The organism is Actinomadura sp. 1N219 (genome assembly GCF_044326405.1).
In the GTDB taxonomy this organism is placed as follows: Bacteria; Actinomycetota; Actinomycetes; order Streptosporangiales; family Streptosporangiaceae; genus Spirillospora.
The window spans coordinates 49,779-66,787 of record NZ_JBIRAY010000004.1 but is presented as its reverse complement, the minus strand read 5'-3'; the positions used below and the strand labels follow the sequence as shown (position 1 = coordinate 66,787).

Sequence of the window (17,009 nt, the reverse complement as noted above, 5' to 3'; positions counted from 1 at the left end):
AGCCTAGCCTGAGGTGTTGAACGCGTTCAAAGAGGGCGCTCCCGGGGGCGCGGCTTTGCGCGGACGTGCATGCGTTCCCCCTGGCGGCCGAACAGGTTGAGCACCTCCACGGGGCCGTCGCCGGTGGAGCCGAACCAGTGCGGCAGGCGCGTGTCGAATTCGGCGGCCTCGCCCGGGCCCATGACCAGGTCCCGTCCGGCCACGACGAGCCGCAGCCGCCCGGACAGGACGTACAGCCATTCGTAGCCCTCGTGCGTGACCGGCTCGGGACGGCTGTGCTCCGCCGGGATGATCGACTTCCACGCCTGCAGCGGCCCCGGCTGGACGGTCAGCGGGACGACAGTCCGGCCGTTGCGGACGCGGGGTTTGATCCGGACGCGCGGGTCGCCGACCTCCGGCGCGCCGACCAGCTCGTCCAGCGGCACCTTGTGGGCCTGCGAGATGGGCAGCAGGAGCTCCAGGCTGGGGCGGCGCTGGCCCGTCTCCAGCCTCGACAGGGTGCTCTTCGAGATGCCGGTGGCCTCGGACAACGCGGCCAGGCTCACGCCCCGCTGGGTCCGGATGCGCTTGAGGCGGGCGCCGACCTGGGCCAGCGCGGCGGTGATCGGGGAGTCTTCGTCCATGCCGCACATTCCACCTCTGTGTCCCGGAAATGGCAACGAAAGTTGCCGTTCTGGGGAGGCAGCGCGCACTCTCGGACGTGGAGGTGATCCTCATGAACGAGGTCTATGACGTGGTGGTGATCGGCGCGGGGGCGGCCGGGCTGAACGCCGCCCTCTTCCTCGGACGCGCCCGCCGCAGGGTCGCGGTGATCGACGCCGACGAGCCGCGCAACGCGCCCGCCGCGCACATGCACGGCTTCCTGTCCCGCGACGGCCTGTCCCCCGCGACGCTGCTCGAACTCGGCCGCGCCGAGATCGCGCGGTACGGCGTCCGGCTCATCCGGGACCGGGTGGAGCGGATCGAGCACGGCTTCGCCGTCCGCCTGGCGGGCGGGCCGGTGATCGAGGCGCGGCGGATCCTCGTGGCGACCGGGCTGCGCGACGAACTGCCCGACATCCCGGGCGTGCGCGAACGGTGGGGGAGGGATGTGCTGCACTGCCCCTACTGCCACGGCTACGAAGTCCGCGACCAGCCGCTCGCCGTCCTCGGCACCCAGCCGGCGTCCGTGCATCAGGCCCTGCTCCTGCGCGACTGGAGCGACGACGTCGTCTTCTTCCCGCACACCCTTGAGCTCACGGCGCAGGACCGGGAGCGGCTGGACGCCCGCGGGATCCGCATCATCGAAGGCGAGGTCAAGCAACTCGCCATCGCCGGCGATCGGCTGCGGGGCGTCGAGCTAGCCGACGGCCGCGCCGTCCCGCGCGCCGCCGTCTTCCTCTTCCCCCGCATGGTCCCGCAGGACGAATTCCTGACCCAACTGGGCTGCGCCAAGGACGACGACGGCTGGGTCGTCACCGACCGCACCGGCCGGACCAGCGTCGACGGCGTCTGGGCCGCGGGCAACGTCATCGACTCCCGGGCGCAGGTCATCGCCGCCGCCGGCATGGGCTCCGCCGCCGCCTTCGCCCTCAACACCGACCTCCTGGACGAAGACGTCGCCCAAGCCGTCGACCGACACCGCGCCCAGGCCGCGATGAATCTTGCCGGATGAGGTTGGACACTGGAGGGAAGCCCGCCGAAGGGCGGCGTCCGATGGGGAAGGACGGAATCGCGGACGGCAGCGTCACGCTGGCGATCCGCCGCTGGAAACGTCCGGCCGTCCGTCCGGAACCCGGCTGCGCACGGCCATCGGGGAAGTCGAGATCGACGCGGTCGAGCAGATCTCCCGGGACGACCTGACCTCGGAAGATCTGCGCCGCGCCGGTTACTCGTCACCAGCCGAATTGGAAAAGGAACTGGCACTCAAGGAACTGGGCCTTACCGAGAGCCTGGAGACCGGCTATCGCCTGTCGCCGCGGGGCGAGACCGTCCTCCGGTCCTGGACGGCGGAGTGACGCCCGCGTCATGCCCGGCGGTCACCATATGAAATTTGCCGAAGGAAGTATGGCCTGGCCATCTGGTCAGAACGCCCTGAGAGGCGGATGATGAGAAGCATTAGGCCGGGCCGTGGCCCCCGTGCGGCCCGGCCACCTCTTTGCCCGAACTCCGACTCCCGGACGACTCCCCGAGCTTCGGCGCATTCATCGAAGGCGAAGACACTTATCGGACGGCTCATGAGTACTACTGTCGGCATCACGGTGTGCAATCGAGACGTGCCGTTGAGTGGCGGGCGGGAGTGGAAGTGAAAGCACTTCAACCGGACGGCAGCCCGGAGACGAGCGGCCAGCACGGTCAGAGCGGCCAGAACGGCGAGAGCGGCCCCACGGTGCTGCGCATACTGCTCGGCGGGCAGCTCCGGCGGCTGCGCGAGAGCCGGGGCATCGCGCCCAAGGACGCCGGCGAGGCCATCCGCGCGTCCGCGTCCAAGATCAGCAGGCTGGAGCTCGGCCGCGTCGGGTTCAAGAAGCGCGACGTCGCCGACCTGCTCACCCTGTACGGCGTGATCGCGGCGGAGGAGCGCGAGCCCCTGCTCGAACTGGCCGAGCGCGCCAACCGGCCGGGCTGGTGGCAGAGCTACAGCGACATCCTGCCGCCCTGGTTCGAGGTCTACATCGGGCTGGAGGAGGCGGCGTCCGCGCTGCGCGTCCACGAGACGCGGTTCGTCCCGGAGCTGCTGCAGACGGAGGAGTACGCCCGCGCCGCGCTCGGGCTCGGCCACCCGATGGCGTCCGCGACCGAGATCGAACGCAGGGTCAACGTGCTGATGCGGCGCCAGCGGATCCTGCGCCGCGACGCCCCGCCGCTGCTGTGGGCGCTGGTGGACGAGGCCGCGCTGCGCCGTCCCATCGCCGACCGGGAGGTCATGCGCGCCCAGCTCGCCGCGCTGCTCGACGCGGTCGGCACGCAGGACGTCACCCTCCAGATCGTGCCGGCGGCGCGTAGCGCGATGGCGGCGATGGCCGGGCCGTTCTCGCTGCTGCGGTTCGCCGAGCCGAGCCTGCCGGACGTCGTGTACATGGAGCAGCTGACCAGCGCGCTCTACCTCGACAAGGCCGCCGACCTGTCGGTCTACAAACGCCACCTGGACCGGCTGTCGGTCAACGCGTCCCCGCCCGCCGCCACCGGCGACCTCCTGACGGCGCTCCTCGACGGATTGCGCTGAACGCCCCGCCGTCGCCATTTTTCGCCACAGATGATCTGATTGCAGATTTTCAACAAGGCGGCCAGAATGAACGGGCCCGCACCGCGCGGACCCCGAACCGCCGAAACCCCTCTGGGAGGCGAAGTCGTGACCGGTGATGCGTACGCCCCGGGCCAGGAGCCGGAAATCCAGATCGACACGAGCGTGGCGCACCCGGCACGGGTGTGGGACTACTGGCTCGGCGGAAAGGACCATTACCCCGCCGACGTCGAAGTGGGCGACCAATTGGAAGAGACGATCCCCGAGGTCGTCCTGTGGGCGCGCGCCGACCGCGAGTTCCTCGGACGCGTCGTCCGGCATGTGATCGGCGAGGGCGTGCGGCAGTTCCTCGACATCGGCACCGGCATCCCCACAAGGGACAACACCCACCAGGTCGCGCAGCGCCTCGCTCCCGAGAGCCGCGTCGTCTACGTCGACAACGACCCCGTCGTGCTGGCGCACGCGCGGGCGCTGCTCAACAGCTCGTCCGAGGGCGCCACCGATTTCATCGACGCGAACCTCCACGATCCCGACGCGATCCTGGCCGAGGCCGGCCGCACGCTGGACTTCACAAAGCCGGTTCTGGTCACGCTGCTCGGCATTCTGGAATTCAGCGTCACCGACGAGGCGTACACGATCGTGAACCGGGTGCTGGAGCCGTTCCCGTCCGGCTCGCACCTGGCGATCGCCTGCCCCAGCAACCACACCAACACCGAGGCGATGGACGAGGTCGCCCGGAAATGGAACGACAGCGGCGCCACCCCGATCATCATGCGCAGCGCCGAGGGCCTCAAGCGCTTCTTCGAGCACCTGGACCTGCTGGAGCCGGGCCTGGTGCCGCTGCCCCAATGGCGTCCGGACACCGGCACCCTCTACGCCGACCGGGGCATGGACTTCTACTGCGCCGTAGGCCGCAAACCCTGACCCGTCGCCAGCACCGTTCAGGACGCGGTGGTCTTTCCCAGGACCTCGGCCGGTTTACCGGCGTCGGCTCGGCAGGCGCCGCTGGATCGTCTGCTTGGCTTCGGTCAGGGGGTCGAGCAGGAAGCGGTCGTGGTCCGGGGAGCCGTGGCGGTGGTCGACCCGGCCGGGCCAGGCGGTTCTGGCGCGGGCGCGGACGTGCTCCTCGACACCGTCGATGAGCTGCAGCATCTCGGCGAGGACGGTCTCGTCCGTCCGCTCGTAGGCGTCGCCGGACGCGACGTACACCGGCGACGTGTGCGCCATGATCGGACGTTCCCAGACGTCCTTATGCCGGGCGACGCCCTCCCCGGGGCCGTAGCAGCGGGCGGCGATCCAGGACGGCTCGTCCACAGGGAAGTCGAATTCGAGGGAACCGGTCTGCGTCGCCGAATCCCAGTGCCGTGACTCGGCCACGGAGCCGTTGACGACGATCTCCAGCCGGTCGACGGGGAAGATCGAGTGGAATTCCGCCACCCCGCGAACAGCACCGGTACCGGTGAGCACGGCACCGGGCGCGGCCCCGTTGACCGACAGGCGCAGGTGCGGGCCGCTCGTGACGACCGTGTCGCCGGACCGGACGGCGGTGCACCAGTCCCAGTAGTCCATGGTCAGCGGGTCGGGCACGCGGGCGTAGGTGCGGACGAGTCCGATCGGCACCTCGCTGCTCATCTTGTCCGTGCCGCCGACCAGCGTCAGGCGGTATCCGGCGTTGAGATACCGGTAGTACTGCCCGATGTTGTAGTCGTCGTAGGCGATCATCTCGACGCCGTCCAGCCGGCCGGTGGCGATCAGCGCGGCGGCCTCGCCGTTCGGGACGGGGAAGTGCGCGAGGACGACCGTCCCGCCCTGGGCGTGGCACTCGTCGGCCCAGTGGGCGAGGGTCGTCTCCAGGCCGCCGCCGAGATCGGACTCCTCCGCGCCGCCCGTGCACCAGGGACGGACGGGCGTCCGCAGGCCGAGCAGGTTGATGTGCCCGAGCATCGCGGTCCGGTTCTCCTGACCGGCGAAGACGTGGGTCGTCCCGTCCGCGGAGGTGTGCGGGTGGCCGGTGAAGTCCTCGGTGTTGGTGTAGAGGTGGCCCCACTGGCTCATCAGCAGGTTCGTCACCCGCACGCCCTCGCCGCGCGCCTCCAGTTCGGCGCCGTGCGTGGAGACGAAATGGACGTGGGTGTCGCCCGCGACGTAGCCGTCCGCCTCCGGGTCGTGGAACCGCTTGAGCCGCAGTTCGAGCGTCCGCTGCCCGGGATGGATCGTCAGCTCCTCGCGCAACGGCACGTAGTCGAATCCCCGCGCGGCCTCCACGACGACCCGTCCGTGGGGGAGCCAGCCCTCGAACTCGCCGTCGACGTAGGCGTAGGTGCGCTGGCCGAGGCGGACGTCGCCGCCGATGTCCAGGTTCCAGGTGTTGCCGTCGGAGTTGATGTGCGCGTGGTGCCCGTAGGGGGCGAGCGGGACGCCGTCGGGGGTGTGGAAATGCAGGCGGCAGGTGAGGGGCTCGCCGGTGGCGTCGTCCACGACGGTGCCTTTGATCCAGGCTCGTCCGGCGTCGGGGAGATGCCATTCGGTGCCGTCCGCGGTGACGATCCGGCCCTTGTCGAGGATGTCGCCCCAGGTGAACTCGGCCGTCCCGCCGGTGCCGCCGACGTCGAGGGACACGGTCGCGGACGGCGTCGCGGCGACCTTGACGTAACCGGTGCGCGGGTTGGTCGCGCCGCCCCAGCCGGGCGGGCTGGACAGGCTGCCGTCGTCGACCGTCCGGTAGGCGTAGGTGGCGGTTCCTCGGTCGACGGTCACCGCGACGTCCTCGTCCACCGAGCCGTGGCCGTCGGCCAGCGTGAAGATCAGGTCGCGGGAGACCGTCCGGCCGAACGGGTCCTCCGCCAGCCGGCTCAGCGTGACGGCGCCGATCAGCACCGCCGGTCCGGCGGAGGCGATCTCGACCGCGGCGACCCGGCGCCCGGGGTGCGGGTTGCGCCACGGCCACAGGTAGAACCGGTGCGGCAGGACGTAGGGGGAGCGGGCCTGCGGGTCATCGATGTCCACGAACCGCGCGCCCGCCGCGTCGAACCGTCCGCAGGTGCGGTGCATCAGCCGGTGCTGCGCGTCCGGCAGCGCGAGGAACGGGGTCTGGCCCCAGTCGAGCGGGATCGGACGGTCCCGCCACAGCCGCGGCGTGGGCCCGATCTCGAACCTCCGCCGGATCGGGACCGTCTCCGCGCCGCCGTCCGCGTACCGGAGCGTGTACCGGGCGGCCTCCGAACCGACCGGCGCGCCCTCGAAGACGTCCGGTTCTTCGAGGGCGTGGGCGAACAGGATCCAGTGACAGTCGTCGTCCACCGGGATCTCGGCCTCGCCGGTCACGCGCAGGAGGGACGGGCCGTCGAGGTCGTCGCCGAAGCGGAACGGCAGGCCGTAGAGCCGCCGCTCGCCGGTGAAGGACGCGTCCATGTCGTCCAGCAGGGTCAGCGGAGCGTTCCACGACGCCGTCAGGTCCAGCGCCCGGTAGCCGCGCTCCCAGGTCATGGGTGGGCGGCCGGGACGGCGCCGTCCGTCCCGTTGAAGGTCTTCTCCGCGAGCACCGCGTACTGGCCGGGCGCGCGCGAACGCAGCGACATGGCCGAGGCGATACCCGCGGCGAAGGCGATCACGCACGACCCCAGCAGGATCGCGTTGGTCACGGTGCCCGCGCCGGTCAGCAGCGAGATGTTGGAGACGACGAGGGCGATGACCACGCAGAGCAGGACGAGGCTCAGGCCGGGGGCGATGAGAGTCCGCCACAGCCCGTCCTCGACGGCGTTCCGGCGCAGGTAGACGATCACGGCGAGGCAGCACAGCGCCCACAGCGCGATGATCCCGAGGAAGCCGATCGTGCTGCCCCACAGCAGCAGCCCGAGGTAGGGGTCGAGGTCGAACACGGCCCAGGCGGCGACGACGACCGTCGCCAGCACGGTCTGCGCGGCCCCCGCCAGGTACGGGGAGCGGGTGCGCGGGTGGGTGCGACCGAAGAGGGCGGGCATCAACCGCTCTCGCCCGAGCGCGAACAGGTACCGGTTCGCCGCGTTGTGCAGCGCGAGCAGCGCCGCGAACGCGCTGGTCAGCAGCAGGATCTCCATGACGGCGGTGACGGAGCCCGGCGTGTACTGGTCGAACACGCCGGTGACCAGCCCGGCGGTGTCCTGCCCGGCCGCCGCGGCGATGCCGTCCGCGCCGATCGCCTGGACGATCGTCCACGTGATGAACGCGTAGAAGATCGCGATGAACGCCACCGCGATGTAGGTCGCGCGCCGCACCGTCCGGACGCCGCCGCGCGCCTCCTCGCTGAAGATCGCGGTGGACTCGAACCCCATGAACGCGCCGAACACCAGCCCGAACATCGCCGCGTTGGACGTGGTGAACACCGTCCCGGGGGAGAAGGACGTGAACGTCGTCTCGCCGGAGCCGCCCTTCCCGAGGACGAACAGCGCCATCACCGCGAGCACCGCCACCTCAAGGATCAGCAGGGTGCCGAGGACCTTCGCGCTGGTCTGGATCCCGAGGAACCCGAGCCACGCCACCAGCACGATCCCCACCAGCGCGAACACCCACCACGGCACGGACATGTCGGTGTACTTCTCGAACGTCCCGGCGGCGTAGAGGCCGAGTGCCCCGTAGGTGCTGATCTGCAGCGCGTTGTACGCGAGCAGCGCCAGCGTCGCCGCGCCCGAGCCGAGCGGGCGGCCGAGTCCGCGGGCGATCGTCGCGTAGAACGCCCCCGCGTTGCGGACGTACTTGCTCATCGTCATGAACCCGGACGCGAACAGCGCCATCACGACGCCCGCCACGAGGTAGCCGCCCGGGACGGCCGCGCCGCCCTTCAGGAAGTGCAGCGGCGCCACGGCCACGATGAGGGTCAGGGGCGCCAGCGCGGCGAGGACCGTGAAGACGAGGTCCTTCGTCCCCATCGCGTTCGCCGCCAGGCGGCCGGGGCCCGCGGTCGCCGCCGGGCGGTCGCCGCCTGATGAGGTTGTCGACATGGTCATCCGCCTCCGGAGATAACGGGAGCTCAGTGAGCCCGCTCCGGCCAAGCTATGCATCCGTTACAGGCGTCTGAAGTGGACATTCAGCCCCACCCGAGCGCCCCCGTTGTACGCATCGGCCAGTTGCGGGCGATGTCCCGGCCAGGTCAGCGGGCCTGGGTCAGCGGGCCCGGGTCAGCGGGTCCGGATCAACGGGCCCGGGTTCGCCAGCGGAGCGCGAACCACAGCTCCATGCGCACGTCCGGGTCGTTCAGGTCCTGGCCGAGCAGCCGGGTGATCTGGCCCAGCCGGTGCCGGACGGTGTTGCGGTGCACGCCGAGGTCGGCGGCCGTCCGGTCCCAGTTGCCGTGGTGCGCCAGCCAGCTCCGCAGCGTGCCGAGCAGCTCGCCGGCCGCACCGGCGCCGTCCAGCGGTTCGAGGAGCCGGTCCGCGTGCCGGGCCGCCTGCGCCGAGTCGAGGAGCGCCATCACGCCGTGCGGGTCGGCCCCGGCGACCACGCTCGCGCCGCCGATGCGCGCCCCGTCGAGCGCGGAACCCGCCTCGCCCCACGCGGGATCGAGATCATCGGCGGGGTGCGGACGGCTGATCCCGGCGAGATGACCGGCCTCGTCCAGGAGCCGGCACAGCTCGTCGACCGGATCGCCGCCGGGGACGATCGCGACGAAGGAGTCGCCGTCCTGCTCCACGAACGGCGTGCCGAGCAGCCAGCGGCCGACAGCCGCTGGATGATCGTCTCGCGGGAGCCGGGCGGCTCGGTGAGCAGGCCCCGGACGACGCGCCACGACGCGTCCCCGCCGAGGTCCAGCGGCCCGGCGAGGGCGCGGGCGAGCGTCGGCAGCCGCAGCAGCCCGGCCACCGCGGCGGCGCCGAGCGCCTCCGGCGAGCCGGCCGCCGACGGCGCCGTGAACAGCAGCGACAGGGCCGACGCCGCGACGCCGACCACGCCCCGGTCGGCGACGCTGAACGGGCCGCGCCGCGCGACGGCCATCGCGTAACCGGTCGGCGCGGGGCCGAGGAGCCGCTGGATCTCGACGTGCTCGTCGGCGGTGGCGAGCGCCGCGCTCATCGGCGAGGGGCTCGCGCAGGCACGTTCCAACGCGGCGGTCACTTCCGCGTCCCTCCTGACCGGCCCGGCGGACCACGTCCGGTCGCGGTTGCGGTCCACGACGAGGACCCAGCCGCCGAGGAGTTCGGCCAGCCGCTCCACGACGGCGCGCAGCGGGCCGGGCCCGGCGGCCGCCTTGATCAGCACGGCCTGGCCGTCCGACAGGTGCTTCAGATCGCGGGTCTCGGCGCGGACCAGCTCGGCGTGGAGGAGTTCGACGATCGACGCGAACGGCACATGCGGCGGCACCTCCAGCAGCGCCATGCCGTGCTCGTCGCAGGCGGCGACGAGTTCCGGCGGGACGGCGTCGAACACCGGTGTCACCCCGAACCCGATCGCCTCGACTCCCGCGTCCGCCAGCCGCCGCACGTACTCGCCGCTCTCGCCGGGACGGAACCCGGTCCCGGCGAGCAGGAGCAGCTCCCCGCCGCGCAGGAACGGCGACGGGTCGGCGAGTTCGCTGACGTGCACCCAGCGCACCCACCGGCCGGACGGATCGGTGGCGCCCAGCGGCCGCAGCGACAGCCGGTTCACGAAAAGCCGAAGGGGAACCACGGGGCAACCGTAATGGCGGGACGGTTATGGCCGAGTAACAGGGCGTCCAAGCGCGTTCAGCGGGCGGTGCGCGTTCAGCGAGTAAACGGCGAGTTCAGCGGGTGACGGCGACGAAAATCTTGCTCGTGGGTTCGACGGTCACCCAGTCGCCCGCGAATCCCTGCGGAATGAAGAAGGCGTCGCCCGCGCCGAATTCCGCCCGGCCGCCGTCGAGGTCGACGACGGCGACCCGGCCGCTCAGAATCACGCAGATCTCGTCATACGGCCACGGGTCGATACGAACCGCGCCCGGCTCCCCGGTCCAATACCCGCCCGAATACTCCCTGGCAGGGCCGCCGTACGCGAGATATTCGGTCTCCGTCCACTCGCTGGAGAGGACTTCGTACGCCTCGATGGGCGGCACCGTGGCGACCCCGGTCTCCGGCGACAGCCGGACGATATCGCTGATTCTCACGGCTCGTCCGTAATGGTGTCCGCGAGGAACCGGTCGAGGACGTTGCGGACGATCCGGTCGACGAACGGATCCCCCGCATGGAGCGCGTACGGCCATTCCGTCGACCCGCCGTTGAAGACCTCTCCACTCCCGCGCGTGAACGCCGCGATCATCCCGGCGCCGCGCATCCCGCCCTCGTGGACGTAGTCGGGCAGGTCGTCGCCCAGCTCCCGGTTGTAGGCGTACACCTCCTCCTCGGGCCCGCCCATCGGCAGCCGTCCGCCGAACCGGTCCTCCTCGCCGCGCACCGCCGGGGTCATCGCGAGGATCTCCAGGGTCTCGGGCGCGCCGTCCTCGAACGTCGGGTACGGCAGCCCCCTGCGGAACGTGTACTCGACCGAGTCGACCTCGAACGCGGCCAGGAAGGACGGGGCCGCACCGAGCTGATCGCCGTAGTAGAGATCGGTCCCCTCGAACGCCCAGTGGTGCTGACGGTAAACCGTGAACCCGCCCGACGACCGTGGCGTGGCGACCCCGTACCGCGTGTAGACGCCGCCGAGCCCGTTCAGCCCCACCGTGGCGGCTCCCGGCCGTCCCACTGACTTGGCTTCCCACATGGTCGTGGCGGTTCGCGGCGACCGGGCGGTGTCGGGGTCGAGGGACGGCAGCCGGTAGCAGAACTGCGTCGACAGGTCGTCGCTCAGCCGAACCTGCCACTGGTAGTTCCCGCCGAACCGGGCGAGGCCCCCGCCGCCGTCCACGAAGCGGTCGACGGCGTCGCGCATCTCCCAGCTCCAGTACTCGTCGTGCCCCACCACGATCACGCAGCGGTAGTCGTCGAGGACGGTCTCGTCCACATGCAGGTCATGCTGGGTGAGGTAGTCGAGTTCGTAGCCGTGCCGCTCCGCCCACAGGACGAACAGCCGCTCGTACGTCGCCCAGAACGCGTCGGCGTGGTGGCGGCTGTAGCCGTTCAGGCGCGCCCATTCGTAGGTCGCGTAGCGCGGCGCGCCGCCGATCGGCAGCGTGAGGTGGTTCGCCTCCCGGGGCGCGCCCGCCGGCTTGCGGATCATCCCGCGCGCTATCGGCCGCCGCGTGGACGACAGCGGGCTTCCGGCGTCGTCGCGCGGATCGTCGCCAAGCCCCCGGTAATGGTTCGCGCCGCCCCAGTCGTTGTACGCCAGCATCGTGCCCGTCGTCAGGACGAGCGCCGCCTTCGGACGCCGCCCCGGTACGGCCTTGACCACGAAGAAGTGCTCGCGCTCCCAGAGTTCGCCGTCGCTGAGCACCGCCCGGACGGTCACGATGTAGAACCCGGGACGCCAATCGTCCGGAACGGTCAGCCTGAGACCGGCGGGCCAGCCGCACCCTTGCGCGTACGCGTCGGCGGGCGCGTCGAACCGTCCGGCGGTGACGCCCTCGCGCCGCCACACCGTCTCCGGGTTCAGGCCGTCACGGGTGATCTCCAGGGTGAACGCCGGGACGCTCGCGCTCAGATGGAAGGCGACCGTCTCGCCGGGAAAGTAGGAGAACCGGTCGGTGTAGCACCACACCTCCTCGGCGTCCGGGGCGGCGAACGCCGTTTCCGACGGCCACCCCCGCGGCGACCAAGCGAAAGCGGGCTTGGTGGTGTGCACAGTGCCTCCCATCCGGGCTCAGTCCCCCTTCGTCCGATGCTCGACGGCGAGCACGCTCAGCAGCTCGTACCCGACGTGAGCTGCGGCGATTCCGGTGATCTCGGCATGGTCGTAGGCGGGCGCGACCTCGACGACGTCCGCGCCCACCAGGTTCGCCCCGGCCAGGCCGCGCAGCGTGCCGAGCAGCTCCCTGCTGGTCAGCCCGCCCGCCTCCGGGGTGCCGGTGCCGGGCGCGTGCGCCGGGTCCAGCACGTCGATGTCGACCGACACGTACACCGGACGGTCGCCCAGCCGCGCCCGCATCCGCTCGACGGCGGCGGCGATCCCGCCGGTCTCGTAGTCGTCGGCGCGGACGACCTGGAACCCGAGCACGCCGTCGTCCACCAGGTCCTCCCGCGAGTACAGCGGCCCGCGGATGCCGATGTGCATGCAGTGCTCGGGGTCGAGCAGCCCCTCCTCGGCGGCCCTTCGGAATGGCGTGCCGTGCGTGTAGGGGGCGCCGAAGTAGGTGTCCCAGGTGTCGAGGTGCGCGTCGAAGTGCAGCACGGCGATCGGGCCGTGGTCGCGGTGCAGCGACCGGAGCAGCGGCAGCGCGATCGTGTGGTCGCCGCCGAGCGTCAGGAGCTTCGCGCCGTCCGCGCGCAGCTCGTCCGACCGCCGCTCGATCGTGCGGATCGCGTCCTCGATGTCGAACGGGTTCACGCCGATGTCGCCCGCGTCCGCGACCTGCTGGACGCCGAACGGCTCCACGTCCAGCGGCGGATGGTACGGCCGCAGCAGCTTCGACGACGCGCGGACGTGCCCCGGCCCGAACCGCGCGCCCGGACGGTAGGAGACGCCGGTGTCGAAAGGCACCCCGACGATCGCCACGTCCACGTGATCGACCTGGTCGGTGCGCGGCAGCCGCGCGAACGTCCCCGGTTCGGCGTACCGGGGCACCTTCGTCGCGTCGGTCGGCCCGATTTTGGGTGCGTCCGTCATGGGGTCGCGGCCTCCAGACTCAGGGGTCACCCGTGCTCCTCGCCGAGCGCGGACAGGACGTGCTTCACGCGCGTGTACTCCTCGACGGAGTAGAGCGACAGATCCTTGCCGTAACCCGACTGCTTGACGCCGCCGTGCGGCATTTCATGGACGGGCGGCAGATGGCAGTTGACCCCGACATGCCCGGCGTCGATGGCGCCGGACACGCGCAGCGCCCGCGCGTGGTCGCGCGTCCACACGCTGGACGCCAGCCCGTACGGCGAGTCGTTGGCCTGCCGGACCGCGTCGGCCTCGCCGCTGAACGTCTGCACGGTGACGACCGGTCCGAAGATCTCGGTGCGGCTCAGCTCGTCGGACGCGCTGACCCCGTCCACGACGGTCGGCCGGTAGAAGTAGCCGGGCCCGGCGGGCTCGCCGCCGACCAGCACCTTCGCGTGCGACGGCGCCCGCGCGACCAGCCCGCCGACGTGGGCGAGCTGGTCAGGGTTGTTGAGCGGCGGAATGTAGAGCGCGCCATCGTCAAGCTCATCCGGCTCGTCCGGCGAGAACCCGACCGCACGCGCCTGCTGGACGAGGGCGTCCACGAACGCGTCGTGCGCGTCCTCCGCCACGATCACCCGGGTCGCGGCCGTGCAGTCCTGCCCGGCGTTGAAGTAGCCCGCGAACCCGACGCCCTCCGCCGCCGCCTCGATGTCGGCGTCGCCGAAGACCAGCACGGGCGCGTTGCCGCCGAGTTCCAGATGGGCGCGCTTGACCGTGTCGGCCGCGGACCGGGCGACGGCCCGTCCCGCCGCCGTGCTCCCGGTGATCGACACCATCGCCGGAACGGGATGCGCGGCCAGCGCCGCGCCCGTCTCCCGGTCGCCGCACACCACGTTGAAAACCCCGGGCGGCAGGATCTCGGCGAACAGTTCGGCCAGGTACAGGGCACTGGCCGGGGTCGTGTCGGACGGCTTCAGCACCACCGTGTTCCCCGCCGCCAGCGCGGGACCGAACTTCCAGACCGCCATCATCGCCGGGTAGTTCCACGGCGCGATCGCCCCGACGACCCCCACCGGCTCCCGCCGGACGGACGACTCGTGCCCGCGCACGTACTCCGCCGTCGCCTTGCCTTCGAGCATCCGGGCCGCCCCCGCGAAGAACCGGAGCTGGTCGACGATCGGCGCGACCTCCTCGCGCAGCGTCAGCGCCAGCGGCTTGCCGGTGTCGCGGCACTCGACCGCGATGAGGTCGCCCGCGTTGCGTTCGATCGCGTCCGCCATGCGGAGCAGGTGGGCCATCCGTTCGGCGGGGGTCGTCCGGCGCCACCCGGCGAACGCCCGCCGCGCCGCCGCGCAGGCCCGGTCGACGTCGTCCGCGCCCGATCGCGGCGCCGTCGCGTAGACCTCCCCGGCCACCGGGTCGACGATCTCCATCCGCCCGCCGCCGGACGGCGCGGTGAACTCGCCGTCGATGAAGTTCCGCAGCTCGGTCCCGCCACTCATCGCGCCCCCTCCGATCACCGCGTCCCCTCCGATCACCGCGTCCGCTGCTCGCCGCGTCCTGCCTGCCACGATCGGCTCGCCATGACGCTTCGCGGCCATGCTAGGAAGCCGCCCCCGCGCTCCTCGCCGTGCGAATGGACCCGTCCGGCCGGGCCGGTTGTACGTTTCGTCCCTTCGGGGCCGTAACGATCGCCGGGGCGGGGAAGCTGTTTCATAATTCGTGCATCACAAATCGCGGCAACGGAGGCGCATTCAGTGGACGAGATCGAGCAGGCTCCCCCCGGGGTGGACATCACCGTCCCCAGCCCGGCCCGCATCTACGACTACATCCTCGGCGGCACGGCCAACTACAAGGTCGACCGCGAGGCCGCGGAGAGGGTCCGCCAGGCCATGCCCGACATGGTGGACACCGCCTGGGCCAACCGCGGGTTCCTGCAGCGTTCCGTGCGGTGGCTCGCCGAGAACGGCGTCCGGCAGTTCATCGACGTCGGCGCCGGACTGCCGACGGGCAACAACACGCACGACGCCGTGCAGGCGGTCGCGCCCGACGCCCGGATCCTGTACGCCGACTTCGACCCGCTGGTCGAGATGCACGCGAAGACGCTGCTGCGGGACGTCCCGGGCACGGCCTGCATCACCGCCGACTTCCGCGACCCGGACGCGCTGCTCGGGAACGAGGAGACCCGCGCGATGATCGACCTCACGGAGCCGGCGGCGCTGCTGCTGGTGACCCTGACCCACTTCATCTCGGACGAGGACGACCCCTGGGGCCTCATCCAGGAGTACATGCGCCGGCTGGCGCCGGGAAGCTACCTCGCCCTGTCCGCCGTGACCAGCGACCGGCAGGTGGAGGGCGCGATCGACGACCTCAAGAAGGTGTTCGCCAGGTCGTCGTCCGGCGGCGCCTACCCGCGGCCCCGCGCGGAGATCGAGCGCTTCTTCGCCGGGCTGGAGATCGTCCCGCCGTACGAGGGCGCGCCGGCGGAGATCTGCTACCTCGGAGAATGGGGCGCCGAGGACCCCGAGGCGGCCGACAGTGAGGGCTCACGCTGGGGATACTGTGCTGTGGCGAGGAAGAACCCATGACGCGAAAGCCGACCGTGGAAGACCTGGGCGTCGACCCGGACGCCCTCGACTGGAAGCGCTCCGGAAACGACGAGGGCGCGATCGAGGTGGCGTTCACCGGCGAATGGACGCTGGTGCGCACGTCCGGCGACCTGATCTCGGTGTTCGACGAGAACGAGTGGGCCTGCTTCCTCGACGGGGTGAAGAAGGGCGAGTTCGACGACGCGGCGTCCTGAACCGGCGTCGCGTCCTGAACGGCGTCCCGAACTGGCGCCGGGTCCTGGACCGGCGCTTTGAATCCGGTGCCGTATCTGTGATTCACAAATTCGGAAGGCGTATGCTGATGGCGGTCGTCTGTCAAGGGAGGTGGTTCCGTTGAGCGAGGCTTACGGGGCCACCATCGCCAAGCGGGGGCTGGCACGCCGTCTGAGGGACCTGCGCGTCGAGGCGGGATACACGGCCAACCAGGTGTGCGACCGGCTGAACTGGGGCCGGGGCAAGGTCGGCCGGTTCGAGGCCAACACCTGGGTGCGGCCCGAGCTGAGCGACATCCGCGACCTGGCGCGCATCTACGACGGCAGCGACCTCAACGAGCTGGAGGAGCTCGCGGCGCAGGCGCGGCAGCGGGCCTGGTGGCGCGAGTACTCCGACGTGTTCGAGAACGAGTTCCCGGGCTACGAGGGCGACGCGTCCAGCATCCGGGTCATCATGCCGCTGGTGCTGCCGGGCCTGCTGCAGACGCTGCCCTACATGCAGGCCCTGCTGGCGTCCGGGACGAAGTCCCCGGAGTGGCGCGAGCGGGCGCTGCGGGCGCGGCTCCGGAGGCAGCAGGTCCTGGACCGTGCCGACGGCACGGCCCCGCAGCTCATCGCCCTGATCACCGAGGCGTCGCTGATGTACGAGTGGGGCGATGCGGGCGATCGCCGCGCCCAGCTCCGCCACCTGCTGACCGCGTCCGCGCGCCCGAACGTCGAGCTGCGGCTGCTCCGCCTGTCGGACGGCCTGCACCCCGGCATGTCGACGCTGGTCAACATCTTCCGGTTCCCGGGCGACGAGCCGCCCGTGGTCTTCCTCGAGAACGACGCCGACATCCAGGAGATCGACACCCCCGGCAAAGTGGAGGCCTATGACCAGATCTTCGAGCAGATCCGCGCGGCGGCCTTGAGCACCGCCGACACCGCGGAGCACCTGGAGAAACTGATCGCGACACTGGAGTAAGACTTACCTGGAGAAGAAGCGACATGAACCTCTCTCAGGCACGGTGGTTCAAGGCCACCGCGAGCGCGAGCAGCAACGGGGGCTGCGTCGAGGTCGCCGACCTCGAGACGGCCACGGGGCTGCGTGACAGCAAGACGCCGGAGGCCGGGGCGCACGTCGTCCCCCGGACGGTGTTCGCCTCGTTCCTCGACGACGTGCGGGCCGGCCGATACGACCGCTGACCGGCGGAAAGCGCGACCCGGGTGCGCTGGACGCCGGGCCGCACACTGGATCCCCCAGGGCTGCACCCCTGGGGGATCTTCACGTGTGCGGCCCTCTCTCAGGCGCCG

General features: G+C 71.3%; 17 protein-coding genes. 8 read left to right on the top strand and 9 right to left on the bottom strand.

What is annotated here, in order from left to right:
* Positions 1 to 26: 26 nt before the first annotated feature.
* Positions 27 to 623, bottom strand: a complete 597-nt coding sequence (locus tag ACH35V_RS15115) for a helix-turn-helix domain-containing protein (RefSeq protein WP_395972819.1) — start codon at positions 621 to 623, stop codon at positions 27 to 29.
* Positions 624 to 715: 92 nt separating this feature from the next.
* On the opposite strand from ACH35V_RS15115, the gene ACH35V_RS15110 reads away from it, so the two are divergent.
* The 4 genes from ACH35V_RS15110 to ACH35V_RS15095 all read left to right on the top strand — a co-directional run bounded on the left by ACH35V_RS15110 (position 716) and on the right by ACH35V_RS15095 (position 4,147).
* On the top strand, positions 716 to 1,654 hold the full coding sequence (locus ACH35V_RS15110) for an NAD(P)/FAD-dependent oxidoreductase (RefSeq protein ID WP_395972817.1): 939 nt from the start codon (positions 716 to 718) through the stop codon (positions 1,652 to 1,654).
* Positions 1,644 to 1,997, top strand: coding sequence for a hypothetical protein (locus ACH35V_RS15105; RefSeq protein WP_395972815.1), 354 nt, complete (start codon positions 1,644 to 1,646; stop codon positions 1,995 to 1,997). Before ACH35V_RS15110 ends, ACH35V_RS15105 begins: the two co-directional genes overlap by 11 nt.
* Before the next feature lie 287 nt (positions 1,998 to 2,284).
* Positions 2,285 to 3,205 carry a helix-turn-helix domain-containing protein gene (locus ACH35V_RS15100; RefSeq protein WP_395972814.1) on the top strand — a complete coding sequence of 307 codons (921 nt, stop codon included), beginning with the start codon at positions 2,285 to 2,287 and terminating at the stop codon, positions 3,203 to 3,205.
* 126 nt (positions 3,206 to 3,331) lie between these two features.
* Positions 3,332 to 4,147: an SAM-dependent methyltransferase gene (locus tag ACH35V_RS15095; protein ID WP_395972813.1), complete on the top strand. Its 816-nt coding sequence runs from the start codon at positions 3,332 to 3,334 to the stop codon at positions 4,145 to 4,147.
* A 54-nt stretch (positions 4,148 to 4,201) separates the two neighbouring features.
* Here ACH35V_RS15095 and ACH35V_RS15090 read toward each other — a convergent pair whose 3' ends face one another.
* From ACH35V_RS15090 to ACH35V_RS15055, 8 genes are all read right to left on the bottom strand, one after another.
* A complete protein-coding gene (locus ACH35V_RS15090; protein WP_395972812.1) occupies positions 4,202 to 6,709 on the bottom strand; it encodes a CehA/McbA family metallohydrolase in 2,508 nt (835 codons plus the stop codon).
* Positions 6,706 to 8,199, bottom strand: coding sequence for an APC family permease (locus ACH35V_RS15085; RefSeq protein ID WP_395972811.1), 1,494 nt, complete (start codon positions 8,197 to 8,199; stop codon positions 6,706 to 6,708). Before ACH35V_RS15085 ends, ACH35V_RS15090 begins: the two co-directional genes overlap by 4 nt.
* Before the next feature lie 191 nt (positions 8,200 to 8,390).
* Positions 8,391 to 8,699 carry a PucR family transcriptional regulator gene (locus ACH35V_RS15080; RefSeq protein WP_395972810.1) on the bottom strand — a complete coding sequence of 103 codons (309 nt, stop codon included), beginning with the start codon at positions 8,697 to 8,699 and terminating at the stop codon, positions 8,391 to 8,393.
* The gene (locus tag ACH35V_RS15075) at positions 8,669 to 9,862 is read right to left on the bottom strand and encodes a PucR family transcriptional regulator ligand-binding domain-containing protein (protein ID WP_395972809.1); all 1,194 of its coding nucleotides are present in this window, start codon (positions 9,860 to 9,862) and stop codon (positions 8,669 to 8,671) included. The genes ACH35V_RS15080 and ACH35V_RS15075 overlap by 31 nt, the downstream gene beginning before the upstream one ends.
* A gap of 94 nt (positions 9,863 to 9,956) precedes the next feature.
* The gene (locus ACH35V_RS15070) at positions 9,957 to 10,316 is read right to left on the bottom strand and encodes a cupin domain-containing protein (RefSeq protein WP_395972807.1); all 360 of its coding nucleotides are present in this window, start codon (positions 10,314 to 10,316) and stop codon (positions 9,957 to 9,959) included.
* Positions 10,313 to 11,944, bottom strand: a complete 1,632-nt coding sequence (locus ACH35V_RS15065; RefSeq protein ID WP_395972806.1) for a N,N-dimethylformamidase beta subunit family domain-containing protein — start codon at positions 11,942 to 11,944, stop codon at positions 10,313 to 10,315. Before ACH35V_RS15065 ends, ACH35V_RS15070 begins: the two co-directional genes overlap by 4 nt.
* Positions 11,945 to 11,950: 6 nt before the next feature.
* Positions 11,951 to 12,913: an agmatinase gene (gene speB / locus ACH35V_RS15060; RefSeq protein WP_395972805.1), complete on the bottom strand. Its 963-nt coding sequence runs from the start codon at positions 12,911 to 12,913 to the stop codon at positions 11,951 to 11,953.
* Between the two features lie 26 nt (positions 12,914 to 12,939).
* Entirely contained in the window at positions 12,940 to 14,397 is a 1,458-nt protein-coding gene (locus ACH35V_RS15055) for an aminobutyraldehyde dehydrogenase (RefSeq protein ID WP_395972804.1), read from the bottom strand.
* A gap of 255 nt (positions 14,398 to 14,652) precedes the next feature.
* On the opposite strand from ACH35V_RS15055, the gene ACH35V_RS15050 reads away from it, so the two are divergent.
* The 4 genes from ACH35V_RS15050 (at position 14,653) to ACH35V_RS15035 (ending at position 16,901) form a co-directional block, all read left to right on the top strand.
* Complete coding sequence (locus ACH35V_RS15050) at positions 14,653 to 15,483, top strand: SAM-dependent methyltransferase (protein ID WP_395972803.1); 831 nt, start codon at positions 14,653 to 14,655, stop codon at positions 15,481 to 15,483.
* The gene (locus ACH35V_RS15045) at positions 15,480 to 15,698 is read left to right on the top strand and encodes a DUF397 domain-containing protein (RefSeq protein WP_395972802.1); all 219 of its coding nucleotides are present in this window, start codon (positions 15,480 to 15,482) and stop codon (positions 15,696 to 15,698) included. The genes ACH35V_RS15050 and ACH35V_RS15045 overlap by 4 nt, the downstream gene beginning before the upstream one ends.
* Positions 15,699 to 15,837: 139 nt before the next feature.
* On the top strand, positions 15,838 to 16,680 hold the full coding sequence (locus ACH35V_RS15040; RefSeq protein WP_395972800.1) for a helix-turn-helix domain-containing protein: 843 nt from the start codon (positions 15,838 to 15,840) through the stop codon (positions 16,678 to 16,680).
* 23 nt (positions 16,681 to 16,703) lie between these two features.
* Complete coding sequence (locus tag ACH35V_RS15035) at positions 16,704 to 16,901, top strand: DUF397 domain-containing protein (protein ID WP_395972799.1); 198 nt, start codon at positions 16,704 to 16,706, stop codon at positions 16,899 to 16,901.
* Positions 16,902 to 17,009: the final 108 nt, after the last annotated feature.